Origin of the sequence: Gemmata palustris (assembly GCF_017939745.1) — a bacterium.
Classification (GTDB): Bacteria; Planctomycetota; Planctomycetia; order Gemmatales; family Gemmataceae; genus Gemmata; species Gemmata palustris.
On record NZ_JAGKQQ010000001.1, the window covers coordinates 6,664,270 to 6,679,410 of the forward strand.

Here is a 15,141-nt window from a genome sequence, read left to right on the forward strand (position 1 = left end):
TCCTTCCAATACCGAGACCGCTGTGGACATTCCCCGCGTTCAGCTCGTCCGCCAAACCGCCCCGCAACCGTCTGTCGCCAACATCGCCGCTACCGTGCGCGAGCTGTGGCTCGGGTCCAAGACCGCGAAGCGCATCAAGCCCGGGATGAAGGTCGCCGTGGCGTGCGGCAGCCGCGGGATCAACAACTACCTCACGCTCGCGCGCGCCACCGTTGATGCCATCAAAGAGCTTGGCGCCCAGCCGTTCGTGGTGGCCGCGATGGGGTCGCACGGCGGTGCCACTCCCGAGGGCCAGCGCGAGTTGCTCGCGAGCTACAATCTCGACGAAGCGCACCTCGGCGTTCCGGTCGTCACGGATATGGACGCCGAGAACATCGGCACGAACTCGTGGGGCCAACCGGTCTGGTGGGACAAGAACGCACTCAAGGCCGACGCCGTGGTGACGGTGTCGCGCGTGAAGCCGCACACGGACTTCCGTGGAAAGTTCGAGAGCGGCATCCTGAAAATGCTCGTGATTGGGTTGGGTAAGCGCCACGGGGCCGATCAGGTTCACAGTTTCGGGACGCGCGGGCTACGCGACATGATCCCGGAATCGGGGCAGGTCATTCTGAACAAGACGCCGTTCATCGGCGGATTGGCGATCCTCGAGAACGCGAAGGAAGAAACCGCGAAGCTCGAAGTGCTCGACCGCGACGACCTCTGGGACCGCGAGCCGGTGCTGCTCGAAGAGGCGCGGGCGCTGATGGGCCGGTTGCCGTTCAAAGGGGCGGACGTGCTCATCATCGGTGAGTGCGGCAAGAACTACTCCGGCGCCGGGATGGACCCGAACGTGATCGGCCGGATGCTGATCGAGGCGACCCCGGAGGCCGAGACGAACGACCCGCGCATCGTCCGCATCGGCGTGCTGGAGGTGTCGCCCGAGAGCCACGGCAACGCGACCGGCATCGGGCTGGCGGACCTCACCACGAACCGCGCGCTGGCCGGGATCGTGCAGGGGCCGTTCCGCATGAACAACCTCACGGCCCGGTCGCTGTGGCGGAGCAAGTTGCCGTTCGGGTTCGAGACGGACCGCGAGGTGATCGCGAACTGCGTGGAAACGTGCTGGCAGCCCGAGTCCGAGAAGGTGAAGTTCTGCGTGATCCCGAACACGCTCGAGGTGGTGGAGATGTGGGTGTCCGAGCCGCTCGCGGCCGATCTGAAGGGGCACCCGCACCTGGAATTCGTCGGCGAACCGGTTCCGCTCCCCTTCGATGCTAACGGCAATCTGGTGCAAGAGAAGCTGTTCCCGCACAGTGTGCGCGGGTGCCGGCGGGCCGCGCACTAATAACACTTCGCGTCGCGGCCCTGCTTGTCCATACGGGCCGCGGCAATTCCGATCGCCTCCTGTTCTTACTCCACTTTGCCGCATGCCAGTTTGTGCGAACTGTAACGGGCCGATCACCGGAAGCGGGTACGCGGGGCGCCCGCAACCCGACGGCGGCGCGCGGGCGTACTGTTGTTTCGGCTGTTTGAGCCTCGGCGAACGGGCGTGTACGGACGCCGGGTGCTACGCGACTTCTGCCACGAGCGGTAGGTTCGACGGGCTGCGGCTCGGAATCGGTTTGCTCGTCGTCGGGCAGTCGATGATTTTCGGCCTCGCGCTGAACGTACACGACGACGTTCCGCCGGTGATTCGCGACTTCACGCAGTGGTTCATCTTCACAATCACCATGCTGGTCGTGGCCCTCCTCGGCGGCCCGCTCATCACCACAGCGGCGCGGGAATTGCGCCGCGGGCGCCTCACGATCGAGGCACTGTTCCTGCTCACGATGTTCGGCGCACTCGGTGCATCGCTCCAGGCGCAAATCACCGGGCGCGGGAAGATCTATTTCGAGGTCGTGTCGGTCCTGCTCGTCGTGTACACGCTCGGCAAGATGATCGGCGCGCGGTCACGGGTCGCAGCGCTCGCGAGTTCGCGCGCGTGGGGCGAGCAACTCGCGACGTGCCGTTTGGTCGATGACGCCGGCGACACGCGCACCGCGCCCGTTGTGGACGTGTGCCCCGGGGACGTGGTGGAAGTCCACCCGGGCGAGCTGATCGCGGTGGACGGGATCGTTCACGAGGGCGCGGGCTTCGTGTCAGAAACCGTCGTGAGCGGCGAGCCGTTCGCGGTGGTTCGGCGCCCCGGGGACCGCGTGGTGGCCGGGTCCGCGTCCTTCGATGCGACCTTTCGCGTCACCGCGACCGCGAGCGGCACCGAGCGCGAAATCGACCGACTGCTTGCGGCTGTAGAGTCCGCACGCGACAAGCCGCTGTCGTTGCAGGGGCACGCGGACCGGCTCGGGCAGTGGTTTTTGCCATTGGTGGCACTCACGGCGCTCGGCACGTTCGTGTACTGGACGTTTTTCACGTCGGCCGGGTGGGAAGCGGGCCTGTTCAACGCGATGTCCGTGCTGCTGGTCGCGTGCCCGTGCGTGATTGGTTTGGCGACTCCGGTGGTGATCTGGTCCGCACTCAATCGGCTCGCGGAGCGCGGGGTGATCGTTCGCGGGGGCGACGCCATCGAGCGCCTCGCGACCGTGGACCGCGTGATGTTCGATAAGACCGGCACTCTAACGGAAGACCGCTTCGCACTCGTTGACATCGAAACGACTGCGACTGGCCCCGCGCGCACGAAGCTCCTCGGTTGGCTGTCGCTCGCACAGGCGCAGAGTAATCACCCCGTCGCGAAACCGTTCGCCGATTTACCACGGAATTTCGCACCGGGTGCGGAACCGCGTGTAGCGTCACTCGTGGCGGTTCCGGGGTGTGGGGTGATCGCGGAACTCGTCGAAGCGAACGGCGCGCGCCACGAAATCAAGATCGGGACGGAGGAGTGGGTGCCAAAAGGAATTGCTAAATCCCCTCTCCCCTTGGGGGAGGGGTTGGGGAGGGGTTTAAGGCAGAACCTAACCCCCCAACCCCCTTCCCTAAAAAGGAAGGGGGAGCAGAGCCATCCACCGCATTTAACCTCTTCCAAGGAAGTGGGTAACAAAACCGTTTTCGTCGCAGTTGATGGCGAACTTGCTGCGACCGCGGTCGTCGCCGAGCGGTTGCGCGATTCCACGCCTCAAGCGCTCGAACAGTTCCAACAACTCGGCCTGCCGGTCGAAGTCCTGACGGGCGACGCAACCGGCCGCGCGGAGGCACTCGGGCTCCCTTCCGCGCGCGGCGGATTGCTCCCGGATGACAAACGCGCAGCCGTCGAAGCCGCGAAGAACGAAGGCGGGAAGCCGCTGTTTGTTGGTGACGGAATCAACGATGCTTCAGCGCTCGCCGTGGCGCACGTCGGCGTAGCCCTTTCGAGCGGAACCGATCTCGCCGTTAGCGCGGCCCCAATCACGCTTTACCACGCGGACCTTCGTGTGCTCCCGTGGGCCGTCGAGGTCAGCCGCGACGCGGTCCGCGCCGTGCGCCTGAACCTGACCCGCGCGCTGGTCTACAACCTCGTCGGCATGACGCTCGCCGCGTGCGGTGTGCTTCACCCCGTCGTCGCGGCCGTGCTAATGGTGGTGTCGAGTCTCACGCTGATCTTCTCGTCCACGCGCGTGGGGTGCGGGCACTTGGCGCGACTTACCCCCCCTGAAGGGAAGGGGGAGGAGAGGCAACCTAACCCCCTAACCCCCTTCCCTAAGAAGGAAGGGGGAACAGAACCAAATGCGGCAGACACAAAGCAATCATCGGTCGTTTTAAGCCCCTCTCCGCTTAGGGGAGGGGTTGGGGAGGGGTTCTTTCTCCCGTTCGCCCACGCCGTCGCGTTCGCGTTGCAGGGGGGCGTCTTCTTGCTGCTCCTGTCGTCGTTGCGCGAGCGCGACGCGGCCGTGTTCACGCTCATCGCGTTCGCGCTAGCGGGAGGCTGGCTCGCGATCGCGTGGCGTCGGTTCAATGTTCCGCACTGGGTCGATATGTGCTTCGGAATGCTCACGTTCGGCAACCTGGGAATGCTGCTCGGCTGGTGGGCCGATAATGACTTCGCCGCACTCCACGACCACGGGTGCTGTGCGTGCGTGGAGGCGATGCGCGAGGGCGTGATGAAGCCGTGGATGTGGGTCGGGATGCTGGTGTTCGCGAACGTCGCGATGCGCTGGTTGGGGCGCGGACCTGTACCGAACGCGGATCACGCGATCGCGATGTACACGGGCGGGAACATCGGCATGGTGGTCGGCATGGTCGCGGGCGGCTGGTGCGCGACGCAGTTTCAGACGGAGAACATGGTCACCGCGGTCGCGACTAGTTTCGTGGGAATGACGCTCGGAATGCTCGCGGGGATGCTAGCGGGCACGTGGGTGACGGAGAGCCTTTTAACGGGAGTTCGCGCGGTCGGGTTCTGGCCCAAATGGGCGAAACTCAAAGCTACGCGAACTTCTTGACGAAGTAGTACGCGGACAGCCCGAAGCCGATCACGATGACGGAGTAGCGGACGTAGCGCGCGGGCAACCGGCGCGCGACCCGTGCCCCTATGTAGCCACCGAGGATCGCGGCGACGGCCATCACGCCCGCGCACTCCCAATTCACCAGCCCGTCGCGAACAAACACCACTACGCTCGCGGCGTTGATCGAGGCCGCCAGGAACGTTTTCACCGCGTTCATGCGGTGGATGTCGCCCACCCCCATGAACCCGAGCGCGCTCAGCATCAGAATGCCGATCCCCGCACCGAAGTACCCGCCGTACACCGCGACGAGAAACTGAAAGCTGATTACAAGAGTCTGCGTCACCCCGTTCGGCTCGTGGTGCTCGGGTTGTGCGCCTTCGACGGCCGCTCGTTTTTTTACCCACTTCGAGAGCGGGGCCTGCACCACGAACAGCACCGCAGCGGTGAGAATGAGCCACGGCACCAGCGTCGCGAACGTGTCCTGGTTCTTGCCGACGAGCCACGCACCGAGGAACCCGCCAACGATACTCGGCCCGATCATGCGTGCCACGAACCGTCGGCACTCCCACAACTCCTTGCGGTACCCGAGCGCCCCTGCGAACGACCCGGGTAATAACGCAACGGTACTCGTGGCATTCGCCATCGCGGGCGTGAGGAGCGCGGTGAGCGCGGGGAACGTGAGGAGTGTGCCGCCGCCCGCGACGGAGTTCATCACCCCCGCGAAGAACGCGGACACGCACAAAAACGCATACGTCCAGAAGTCGGCTGGCATTCAGAGATGATAGAAACTGGCCCGCGCAATCGGTGCTGCATTCGCGCGGGCCGTCTACGTCTACGGGCGCTCGCCGCGGGAAAGACGGGTGTTGATGGCACCGATCAGGGCCGGTAGGTCGGCGATCGCGTGAATCACAGCGTGCGCGCCGGCCTTTTGGTAGCGTGCAATGATGTCCCTTCGGCGCGCCTCCAGTTCCGCGGCGGTTAGTGCCTTCAGTTCCGCTTCACTCAGCCCCATTTCGTTGCTCGAATCGATCACCCCAACGCTCCAGCACCCGGCGTTTCGGCCGTCTTCGATGTCGATTACTGTGTCGCCGACCTTGACCACCGCAGCGGGCGGGTACACGTTCAGCGATTCCATGCAGCGGAAGATCATCCACGGCGCCGGGCGCCCGGCCGGTACGTCATCGGCACAGATGTTGAAGTCCGGCTCGAACCCCTGGTGCTTCGCGGCCGCGAGCACGACCGCGGCGGCTTCGTGAAAGTACCCCGTACTCGCAGCGACCTTGAGCCCTTTCGCGCGAAGTTCGCTCGCCACCGCGGGTACGTCCGCGATCAACGCGCGATATTTCTCGGCGGCCGCAACCTGGAGTGGCGTTACGGAGCGGTAGAGCTCCTCCACGTCCGATTCGGCCCAGTCGCGCCCCACCGCCGCGCGCCACTTGTCACCCACGATCTCGGTGCGCAGCATCGCGCGAATGTGGTCCTTCTTGTGCAACCCCATCGGCCCGCGGGCCTCGGCGAGTGTGACGTTCACGCCCTTCGCCGCGAACGATTCGACGAACGCGCCCGTGGGGGCCAGGCACCCGTAATCGATGGTGGTCCCGGCCCAGTCGAGTACGACGAGTTTGATTTCAATCGGTGGCACGGAGCGTGGCCTCCAGGTAGGTGCGGAAGTGCGAGTACGGGGGCGTCACGAACCCCACGATCTTCGCGCGGTCGTCGTACTCGCGGACCTTCGCGGCGGCGGTGAAGTACGGGTGCGCCTCGAACGCGCCGATTTCTTCGGCGGTCATCGGCCCGCCTTGGAGCTCCAAACTGCGGACGGACGCGGGCGAGAGGAGCCCCGGGTAGTCCGGGTGCTTGCCGCTCGCGAGGTAGCGCTTCGCGGGGACGTGCAAGCGGATCGGCTCCGTCACCGCCGGGCCGAAGGCGTGCGCCAGGAACCGCGCCCCGAGATCCTCGTGCCGGTCGTTGACGCCCTGATCCAAATAGTCCTCGCCGTAGCCGTGCAAGAAGTGGCCGATGTCGTGGAGGAGGGCCGCGGCGATCCACTCGGGTGGGCGCCCGTCCTGTTCCGCGAAGTGGGCCGCTTGCAGCGCGTGTTCGAGCTGCGTGACCGCTTCGCCGTGGTACTCGGCGCCGCCGCGCTCGGCGAACAAGCGGTCGATACGGGTCATTACGTCCGCGGGCGTCATCGGTGTCGCCTCGTCTGGGTGAGCGTCGGGTTCGCGCCGAGTCTTCTTACGAACTGGAGCGTACACCCTTGCTCTCGTGTGGTGGTTCCCGATAGTATCGGAAAGTTGGAACCTGTCGTCCGATATCATCGTCCGCGCTGGTGCCTCCCAATGGCCGTTGAACTCCGCTGCCCGGATTGCCGGGCTAAACTCCGTCTGCCAGAGGCGCCCGACGCCGGCACCGAGGTCGAGTGCCCCAAGTGTGCCACCGTGTTCGCTGCGCCGGAACCGGAGGATACGGGCGAAGAAGAAGTTATCAAGAAAAAGAAGAAACCCGCGCGCGACGACGAGGGCGATGACAGCGACCGGGGCGAAAAGAAGGAAAAAAAGAAGACGAAAACGAAGACCAAAATCGACCCGAACGTCCCGCGGAAGCGCAAGGCCAAGAAGCGCGAGACCAGCAAGGCCCTGCTCTTCGGGGTGGTTGGTCTCGGCCTCCTACTCCTGGGTGGTGTCGGCGGGATGTTGGTTTGGTTCGTGGCGCGCACGCCCAAATCCGTCGAGATGATGTACTACCTGCCGGAAGACTGCGACACGGCGGAGGGACTGAACCTGGGGCACGCCCAAAAGTACCCAGAACTCTACAAGAGCATCTCGGGCACGTTCCAGAACACCGAGTTCAAGGCCGCAATCGACGCCTTCGCACGGGTATTAGGCACGAGTGACGGGGACGCGCTCGTGGAGTACGTCGTGTTCGGTTCCTCCAATAAGAGCGGCAGTGCTACGGTCGTCCGCACCAGGATGGACATCGACGGTACCGCGCTCGGGAAACTGCCCGGCGCTCAACAGAAGACCCTCGGTAGTGGCACTTACTACCTCGTCGACGGTTTCAAGGGGGGGGCCAAGGTGCGCGTCTTTTCCCCGACCAGTCGGTTGATCGCGTACTGTTCGACAGATGTGCCAGAAGGGGTGTTTCAGAAGATGCTCGGCGGTCACGCCGACAGCAAAGAGAAAACGGTCGGGGTGCGGGCCGGTGAATTGGGTAAGCGGGTCACGAAAGGGACGTTCTGGAGTATGACGCTTTATCAGGGCGAGAACAAACCGCCGGCCGCGAGTGCGGGCGGTGCTCAGGGCGGAAACAACGACGATGGTAACGCCCAATTCGCCCGCTTGGTGGCCGATACGCTGGCCGGTTCAAAGGGTTGGGGGTGGAAAGCTAGTATTGGGAGTCGCGAAATCCGGTTCGAGATCACGGTGTGGTACAACGAAGGGGACAAGGCTTCAAATACGTCGAAAAAATTCAAAGAAAGCGATCTCGGCAAGGGCGATGAGGGCACCCCGCCGAAGTGGTGGAAAGAAAAGATCGATAGTTTGGGCAAGAAGATCGGGGCGCAGATGCTCTCGAACGTCGGGTGCGGTTCGTCGGGCGACCTCTTCTTCGCCAAGTCCGCTGTCGACACTGTCGACCTGAAGGACGCGGTCAGTAGCGTGGCGGGCAAAGTCACGGGGAAATCGGGTGGAATGGGCGGACCTCCCGGCGGACCCGGTGGCCCTCCTGGTGGTCCGGGCGGTCCTCCCGGTGGCCCCCCGGTTGGGCCTCCCGGCGGACCGGGGGCCCCGGGGCGCCCGCCCAAGACGAGGCGACGCGCGTGGGTACGCCGGTGACGGTGGTGCCCGATCAACACTCCGCGGGTGTGCCGTGGCCGCCGAGCAACCCGCGCGGGGCGCTCGCCGTTCTCGTGAGCGGCGGGTCCGACAGCGCGATCCTGCTGGCCGAAGCCGTTCGTGCGTACCCAGCGGTGTTCCCGCTCTACGTTCGCACCGGGTTGCACTGGGAAGAAGTTGAGAGAGCGCACCTCGATCGCTTCCTGGAAGCCATTCGCGCACCGACACTTCGCCCGCTCCGCGCCCTGGATGAACCGATTCGCGATGTGTACGGCGCCCACTGGAGCGTGTCGGGCGCGGGCACGCCCGGCGCCGATTCGCCGGACGAAGCCGTGTTCCTCCCCGGGCGCAACGTGCTCCTACTCGCCAAGCCGCTCCTCTGGTGCCACCTGAACGGCGTACCGGAGATCGCCACCGCACCGCTCGGTGCGAACCCGTTCCCCGACGCGACCCCTCGGTTCTACGATGACTTCGCGGCGATCGTGAGTTCGGCCGTGAACGGGAGCGTCCGCGTGCTCCGCCCGTACTCCGCGTTACACAAAGTCGATGTGCTGCGCCGCGGGCGCGGGCTGCCACTAGAACACACGTTCTCGTGCCTCCGGCCCGTTGGCGAGTTGCACTGCGGGGCGTGCAACAAGTGCGCGGAACGCAAGCACGGGTTCCGCGACGCCGAGATGCCCGACCCCACGCGATACGCGAGCTGAAGCCCCGCGGTTCCGCTCTTACGAGCCGGGCGCCAGGAGACGATGGATGTTCAGGGTGACCAAAGAGATCCACTTCTGTTACGGGCACCGGCTGCTGAACTACGCCGGCAAGTGCCGGAACCTGCACGGGCACAACGGTAAGGCCGTCGTCACGGTGGAAACCGAGGCGCTCGATGCGCTCGGCATGGTGGTGGACTTCTCCGAGATCAAGCGCGTCATCGGGAAGTGGATCGACGACACCCTCGACCACCGGATGCTCCTGCACCGGGACGATCCGATCATCGCGGAACTGCTCCGGCAGGGCGAGCCGTTCGTGGAGTTGGACGCGAACCCGACCGCGGAGACCATCGCGCGCCTCATCTTCGACCGCGCCGTCGAGCACGGGCTGCCCGTCACGGAAGTGACACTGTGGGAGACCGAGAACTCGTTCGCGACGTACCGGCCCACGCCCGGTGTGCCCACCAAACCGGTTACGATGCGCGAAGTGGCCGGGAACCCGGTGCCGGTCCCCACGCGCGCGTAGGCCGGACGCGAACCCGTCGCCGCTATATCCTGTCTCAACGATCACAGTGACGCTGGGAGCGGTAGATATGGCCGATGCGACGCCTCTCGACGATTTGAAGCAGCTTGAAGGGCAAGCCCTCACACACCTTCAACAGTGCGGGGACGAGTCCGCACTTCGCGCCTGGAACACGCAGTATTTTGGCGACAAGGGCGTGGTGAAGGCCGCCATGTCCAACCTTGGCAAGATTCCGAAGGACCAGAAGCCGGCTTACGGAGCTGAACTGAACCGAATCAAGGCCGCAATTACCGCGGCTTACGAGGCGGCACTTGCGGACGCGAAGGAGAAGGCCCTTCAAGTCAGTTTGACGACGAACCCGCTCGACGTGACGCTCCCCGGGCGCGCACAGACCCGGGGGCGGTTGCACCCCGCGACGCAAATCCTCCAGCAAATTTACTCCATCTTCGCGGACCTCGGGTTCCAGGTGTACCGGACTCGTGAGGTCGAAACGGACGAGCTGAACTTCGAGTTCCTGAACATGCCCGCGCACCACCCGGCGCGCGACATGTGGGACACGTTCTTCACCACCACACCGGGTGTCGTGCTCCGCACGCACACGTCCCCGGGGCAGATCCACGTGATGCGCGAGGCCGCGGGCAAGCCCATCCGCGTGATCCTGCCCGGGATGTGTTACCGCAACGAGGCGATCAGCACCCGGAGCGAGATCCAGTTCTACCAAGTGGAAGGCTTGGTGGTCGGCGAGGGCGTGACGATGGCCGACCTGAAGGGCACGATCACCGCGTTCGCGCGTCGGATGTTCGGCCCGGAGCGGCAAGTCCGCATTCGCTCCAGTTACTTCCCGTTCACGGAACCGAGCATCGAAGTGGACATCGACTGGCCGCAGGACGACCCGAACCGCGACCGGCTCACGAAGGGCACCGGGTGGCTCGAAATCCTGGGCGCGGGTATGGTTCACCCGAACGTGCTGCGCGCCGGCGGGTACGACCCGGAGAAGGTGACGGGATTCGCGTTCGGCATGGGGCCGCAGCGGATGCTGATGCTCAAGCACGCCATTGACGATATTCGCCTCTTTTGGCAAAACGATCTGCGGTTCCTGAAGCAGTTTTGAGCGGCCGAATTCGCGGGTGGTCGATGCCGATCGTTTATCACTGCCCGCACTGTCGCCAGCCGGTCACCGTGCCCGACGCCGTGCTCGGGCAGGCGATTGGGTGCCCACACTGCCGCGGCGCGTTCCAGACGTTTCCGGCGCAAGCACCGACACCGGTCCCGTCCGCACAACAACCGCTCTCGCTCGACGACGAACCGGCCGATACCGGGAACGGGTTCGATCAACTGGATTCCCCGCGCCGGGGGCGCAACGGAAGCGCGTCGCGTTACCGTGCGCAAAAGAAGGGAACGCCGCTCCCGAACATCACGGCCACAATTGCTGCGGTGATCGGGAGCGCGCTCGTAATGGTTTACAACCAAGCGAATCGGCGCCCGGGTCAGGGCTTCGATATCAAGGAAGTGCTCATCTCCGCCGTCGTGGGCGGCATCAGTGCCGGGATCGGGTTCGGGATCGGCAAGCTCATCGAAGGCAACACGAACACTTATTCCAAACGCTCGCGGCGCGACGAGGACTGATGCCCGAACCCGTTCGCACTTCACGTCTTCCGCTTCACCGCATAACCGTACTGAATGGGCCAACTCGGTTCCTGGCTCAGCGCTTGCTGGGCTTTCAGCGCCCAGTACGGTTCGCGCAGCAGTTCGCGCGCGAGGAACACCAGATCGGCCGCGCCAGACGTGACGATCTCGTTCGCCTGGTGCGCGTCCGTAATCAGCCCCACGGCACCCGTCAGCAGACCGGTTTGGGCACGAACCGTGTCCGCGAACGGTACTTGGTAGCCCTTCCCGACCGGGATCTTCGCGTGCGGCACGAGCGCGCCACTCGAGCAGTCGATCAGATCGACGCCGAGTGGCTTGAGCGCCTTCGCGAGTTCCACCGATTGCGGCAAATCCCATCCGCCCTCGACCCAATCGGTCGCGGAGATGCGCACGAACAGCGGGACATCTTGTGGGAGCACCGCACGAACCGCGGTGGTCGTTTCGAGTACGAACCGCATCCGGTTCTCGAGGCTACCTCCGTACCGGTCCGTGCGGTGGTTCGATAACGGCGAGAGGAACTCGTGCATCAGGTAGCCGTGAGCCGAGTGGATCTCGATCACGCGGAAGCCGGCCTTTATTGCGCGCTGAGCCGCGACTCGAAATTGCTCGGTAATGGCGCGAATACCCGCTTCGTCCAGCGCGGTCGGCGCGCGGCTCCCTTCGGTGAACGGGATCGCACTCGGCGCAACGTGCTGCCACCCGCCGGCCTCGAGCGACAGTTGCTCCCCGCCCTCCCACGGCACGCCACAACTCGCCTTTCGCCCCGCGTGCGCGATCTGGATACCGGGCATCGCGCCCATTCGCGCGATGAACGCGGCCACGCGCGCGAGTGCGTCCGCGTGGGCGTCGCTCCAGATGCCGAGGTCGCCCGGCGTGATGCGCCCCTCGGGGGCGACCGCGGTCGCTTCCACGAACACGAGGCCCGTTCCGCCGGCCGCCCGGCTCCCGAGGTGAACGAGGTGCCAGTCGTCCGCCATGCCGTCGGCCGCGCAGTATTGGCACATCGGCGAAACGACGATGCGGTTGCGGAACGTGACCCCGCGGATCGTGAGCGGGGACAGGAGATCGGTGTCCGGCACGTTACGATCGTGGCTGACGCCCGACGGGCACCCCGCGTGCGAAGCTTCGCTCATAGTGAAATCGTGTGATGGGTCGGGCGAGAAAAAGGAACGACGGGAACCAGACGAACGGCCGAGGCACCCGAACGGACCGGGCGCTCAATCCGACGTTTCGGTCTTTTGTTCCGGGATCGGCTCCATCTTCGGCTTGGACTTGGTCTGTTTGGGCGGCTTGGCCACCGCGACCGAGGCGGCCTTCACCACCTTCACCGCGCGCGGGTCGGGCATCGCCGGGCTCGCCGTCACAGTTTCGCGGAGCTTTTTGCGCGCACGCGACAGGACCGCACCGATGGTGTTGACCGGCACATCGGTTTCCGTGCTGATCTCTTCGTAGGTGCGGCCTTCCAGGTAATAGAGCCGGACGATTTCTTTCTCCTGACCGGAGAGCCGCTTGAGTAGCTTCTCGACCTCTTCCAGGCTCTCCATTCCCTTTTGCGCGGCCGGCGCGTCATCGGGTTCCGCCTCCGTCAACCGCGACTCGCCCCGCTTGATCGCGTCCTTCACCTTCTGGCGCCGGGCCAGTTCGTGAACGCAGATGCGCCGGGCCACGACGGTGAGGTACGTCGCGAGGCTGGACTGCTTGCGGAACTCGCGGAGCACTTTGAAGTTGTTGGCGACGATCTGGAGCAACACTTCGGCGGCGATGTCCTCGACGTCCTCGGGGCCGACGCGGCTACTGCGCAAGTGCGCGGTGTACCCGATCGTGTGGTAGATGAGGCTGAGGAACCGGTCCACGAAGTCGTTCCACGACCCCGGGTCGCGGTTCAAACACCGTTTGAGCAGGTCGCGGTCCACCGCGGTGAACGGAGTATCGGCATCCACGGCCTAGCGCCTCGGTTGTTCGTCAGAGGGGCACGTCCAACAGTATAAAGCCTAGCCGGTGTTGGAACCTTTCACAACGGCCGGGTGCGAATCCGTCCACACCCCCATTTTACCCACTGCCAGTGCGACCGGCACAACCGGATTTCATTCGTCTTGGGATTCGGTGCGGGACCGGGCACAACGGAGCTTGTCGGGACCGAAGCCGCGAGCCAAAAGTAAGCCTCAACGGGTCGGAATTACCTTCCACACACGCTGGGTGCCATTAACTACACCTCGTGCATTCGCGCCATTCTGTATCAACAGGATAATCGTCTTAAAAGTACAAACCCCCGACCCCGGCAGACTTGAGCGCATCTTTGCAAAATCGCGTAACGGGTCGGGTGCTAGACCCTTGAGAGCGTTTCTGTCGGCTGGTAGGCTAAAATCCGTGTTTGTGTTCCGCTCTGATTAACCCCTTTGGCCGGCCCCAGAGGAACCTCAATGCGCACGACGCCCATCACGGCGGTATTCGGGTTGCTGCTCGTCGCGACGTTCGCAGCCGGGGGGAAAGAAATCTATTACGGGGGCGGCTCGCCAACCCCGATGCCGCTGGTGGCCGAAGGACCGGGTGACACGGCCGTCGAGCAGTTGATTAAAGACCTCGGGGCCGAGGACTGGCGCACCCGCGAACTGGCCGGGCGCGAACTGACCACGAAAGGCGAAAAGGCACTCCCGTACATGCGCCGCGCGCTTCTCGCGACCGAAAACCCCGAAGTCCAGCGCCGGCTCTCGGTGCTCGTGAAGAAAGTGGACTTCGACCGCCTCGTGGCCCCCAAGCGCGTCACCCTGAGCGCCAAGGACCTGAGCGCCAAGGACATCATGGCGGACATCGCCAAACAGACCGGTTACAAGATCGAGTTCAACGAGCAGGCGAACACGAAACACTCCTTCGAGTTCAACGACACCCCGTTCTGGCAGGTCATCGACACCGTGGCGAATGCGTGCGGGGCCACGGTGTACACGGAGTACGAAGACGACACCATTCGCATCTACAACCAGGACTCCGTCAGCCCCCACGTCGCCTACGCGGGGCCGTTCCGGTTCACCGCGACCAACATCCAGTGCAACCGCACCGTGCAGCTCTCTAACCTCAGCCGGCGCGGGGGCGGCGAGCGGGTGAACGAGTACCTGAGCCTGAGTTTCCAGGTGCAGTCCGAACCGAAGAACCCGATGCTCAGCGTTTCGCAGCCGGAACTGGTCACCGCGACCGACAACCTGGGCGGGTCGCTCCTGCCCCCGCGCGAGAACAACAACTACGCGTACCGGTCGGGCTACTACAACCGCGGCAGCCGCTCGCACAACCAGTCGATGAGCGTGAACCTGTCCCGCATCGATCGCAGCGCGACGAGCATCAAGGAACTCAAGGGGCGCGTGCGCGTCGAACTGCTCTCGGGCACGTCGCCGGAGGTGACCGTCCCGGACCCGCTGAAGGTGAAGAAGAAAACGTTCACCGGCCGCACCGCGGACCTCGAAGTGACCTCCGTCGACCCGGACGCGAACAACAAGGGCGTGTTCACAGTCAACGTGACCGCGAAGAACCGGACCCCCGTGGACCCGCGCCGCGGCGACGACTACATGTGGGCCAACAACATCCAGCAGCGCATCGAGTTGTCGGACGAGAGCGGCAACAAGTATTTCAGCTACGGGATGCAGTCGAGCAACTACACCCCGGGCGGGTATCAGATGACCCTGATGTTCGGCCCGGAAGACCGCCGGACCGGGCGCCCCAACCCAGTGAAGATCGGCCCGCCCACCCGACTCGTGCTCACCGAATGGCACGCCGTCACCCACGAAGTGACGTTCTCGTTCAAAGACATCCCGCTCCCGTAACGCAATGTGACTGTGCTCGAACTCCGACCGCAAGCGGGCGCGATACGCTTACTCGCGTTCGATTTCGAGTCCCCGCTTCCTTCCAATCTGCGACGGTGACGTGGCAAACGCACGACACTCTACTGCAGCCGACGCGCTTCAAACTCGTTCGCACAATCGAATACAGGGCCTGTGCCGGATCGGACCGGCCGCGCCTCAATGCGCGCGGGGGCGTCTGCCCTCCGCGTACAAAAT

Annotated in this window: 13 protein-coding genes; 8 read left to right on the forward strand and 5 right to left on the reverse strand. The window is 64.7% G+C overall.

The genetic code is table 11. The annotated features are described in order from the left end of the window. The first annotated feature begins 22 nt into the window (after nucleotides 1–22). Nucleotides 23–1,324: a lactate racemase domain-containing protein gene (locus J8F10_RS27720; RefSeq protein ID WP_210659554.1), complete on the forward strand. Its 1,302-nt coding sequence runs from the start codon at nucleotides 23–25 to the stop codon at nucleotides 1,322–1,324. 82 nt (nucleotides 1,325–1,406) lie between these two features. After that, entirely contained in the window at nucleotides 1,407–4,388 is a 2,982-nt protein-coding gene (locus J8F10_RS27725) for a heavy metal translocating P-type ATPase (protein WP_210659556.1), read from the forward strand. Here J8F10_RS27725 and J8F10_RS27730 read toward each other — a convergent pair. Genes J8F10_RS27730 through J8F10_RS27740 form a run of 3 tightly spaced genes read right to left on the reverse strand, consistent with a single transcriptional unit; the run spans nucleotide 4,372 to nucleotide 6,583 of the window. Then, entirely contained in the window at nucleotides 4,372–5,163 is a 792-nt protein-coding gene (locus tag J8F10_RS27730) for a sulfite exporter TauE/SafE family protein (protein WP_210659558.1), read from the reverse strand. The two genes, J8F10_RS27725 and J8F10_RS27730, sit on opposite strands and share 17 nt — an antisense overlap. Nucleotides 5,164–5,223: 60 nt before the next feature. Further along, on the reverse strand, nucleotides 5,224–6,033 hold the full coding sequence (gene phnX, locus J8F10_RS27735; protein WP_315854172.1) for a phosphonoacetaldehyde hydrolase: 810 nt from the start codon (nucleotides 6,031–6,033) through the stop codon (nucleotides 5,224–5,226). Then, a complete protein-coding gene (locus J8F10_RS27740; protein ID WP_246523609.1) occupies nucleotides 6,020–6,583 on the reverse strand; it encodes an HD domain-containing protein in 564 nt (187 codons plus the stop codon). The genes phnX and J8F10_RS27740 overlap by 14 nt, the downstream gene beginning before the upstream one ends. Before the next feature lie 150 nt (nucleotides 6,584–6,733). Between J8F10_RS27740 and J8F10_RS27745 the strand changes: the two genes are divergently transcribed. The 5 genes from J8F10_RS27745 (at nucleotide 6,734) to J8F10_RS27765 (ending at nucleotide 11,077) form a co-directional block, all read left to right on the forward strand. Next, complete coding sequence (locus tag J8F10_RS27745; RefSeq protein ID WP_210659559.1) at nucleotides 6,734–8,227, forward strand: hypothetical protein; 1,494 nt, start codon at nucleotides 6,734–6,736, stop codon at nucleotides 8,225–8,227. Next, nucleotides 8,212–8,931 carry a 7-cyano-7-deazaguanine synthase gene (locus J8F10_RS27750; protein ID WP_315854173.1) on the forward strand — a complete coding sequence of 240 codons (720 nt, stop codon included), beginning with the start codon at nucleotides 8,212–8,214 and terminating at the stop codon, nucleotides 8,929–8,931. Before J8F10_RS27745 ends, J8F10_RS27750 begins: the two co-directional genes overlap by 16 nt. 46 nt (nucleotides 8,932–8,977) lie before the next feature. Further along, nucleotides 8,978–9,454: a 6-pyruvoyl trahydropterin synthase family protein gene (locus J8F10_RS27755; protein WP_210659561.1), complete on the forward strand. Its 477-nt coding sequence runs from the start codon at nucleotides 8,978–8,980 to the stop codon at nucleotides 9,452–9,454. A gap of 67 nt (nucleotides 9,455–9,521) precedes the next feature. Next, nucleotides 9,522–10,562 carry a phenylalanine--tRNA ligase subunit alpha gene (locus tag J8F10_RS27760; RefSeq protein WP_210659563.1) on the forward strand — a complete coding sequence of 347 codons (1,041 nt, stop codon included), beginning with the start codon at nucleotides 9,522–9,524 and terminating at the stop codon, nucleotides 10,560–10,562. A gap of 23 nt (nucleotides 10,563–10,585) precedes the next feature. Continuing rightward, on the forward strand, nucleotides 10,586–11,077 hold the full coding sequence (locus J8F10_RS27765) for a hypothetical protein (RefSeq protein WP_210659566.1): 492 nt from the start codon (nucleotides 10,586–10,588) through the stop codon (nucleotides 11,075–11,077). Nucleotides 11,078–11,097: 20 nt separating this feature from the next. Here the strand turns inward: J8F10_RS27765 and J8F10_RS27770 are convergent, their stop codons facing one another. Both J8F10_RS27770 and J8F10_RS27775 read right to left on the reverse strand, forming a co-directional pair. After that, nucleotides 11,098–12,231 carry an NADH:flavin oxidoreductase/NADH oxidase gene (locus tag J8F10_RS27770; RefSeq protein ID WP_210659567.1) on the reverse strand — a complete coding sequence of 378 codons (1,134 nt, stop codon included), beginning with the start codon at nucleotides 12,229–12,231 and terminating at the stop codon, nucleotides 11,098–11,100. Nucleotides 12,232–12,315: 84 nt separating this feature from the next. After that, a complete protein-coding gene (locus J8F10_RS27775) occupies nucleotides 12,316–13,038 on the reverse strand; it encodes an RNA polymerase sigma factor (RefSeq protein WP_210659569.1) in 723 nt (240 codons plus the stop codon). A 480-nt stretch (nucleotides 13,039–13,518) separates the two neighbouring features. Here J8F10_RS27775 and J8F10_RS27780 point away from each other — a divergent pair, with 480 nt between their 5' ends. After that, complete coding sequence (locus J8F10_RS27780) at nucleotides 13,519–14,907, forward strand: hypothetical protein (protein ID WP_210659571.1); 1,389 nt, start codon at nucleotides 13,519–13,521, stop codon at nucleotides 14,905–14,907. The last annotated feature ends 234 nt before the right edge of the window (nucleotides 14,908–15,141 follow it).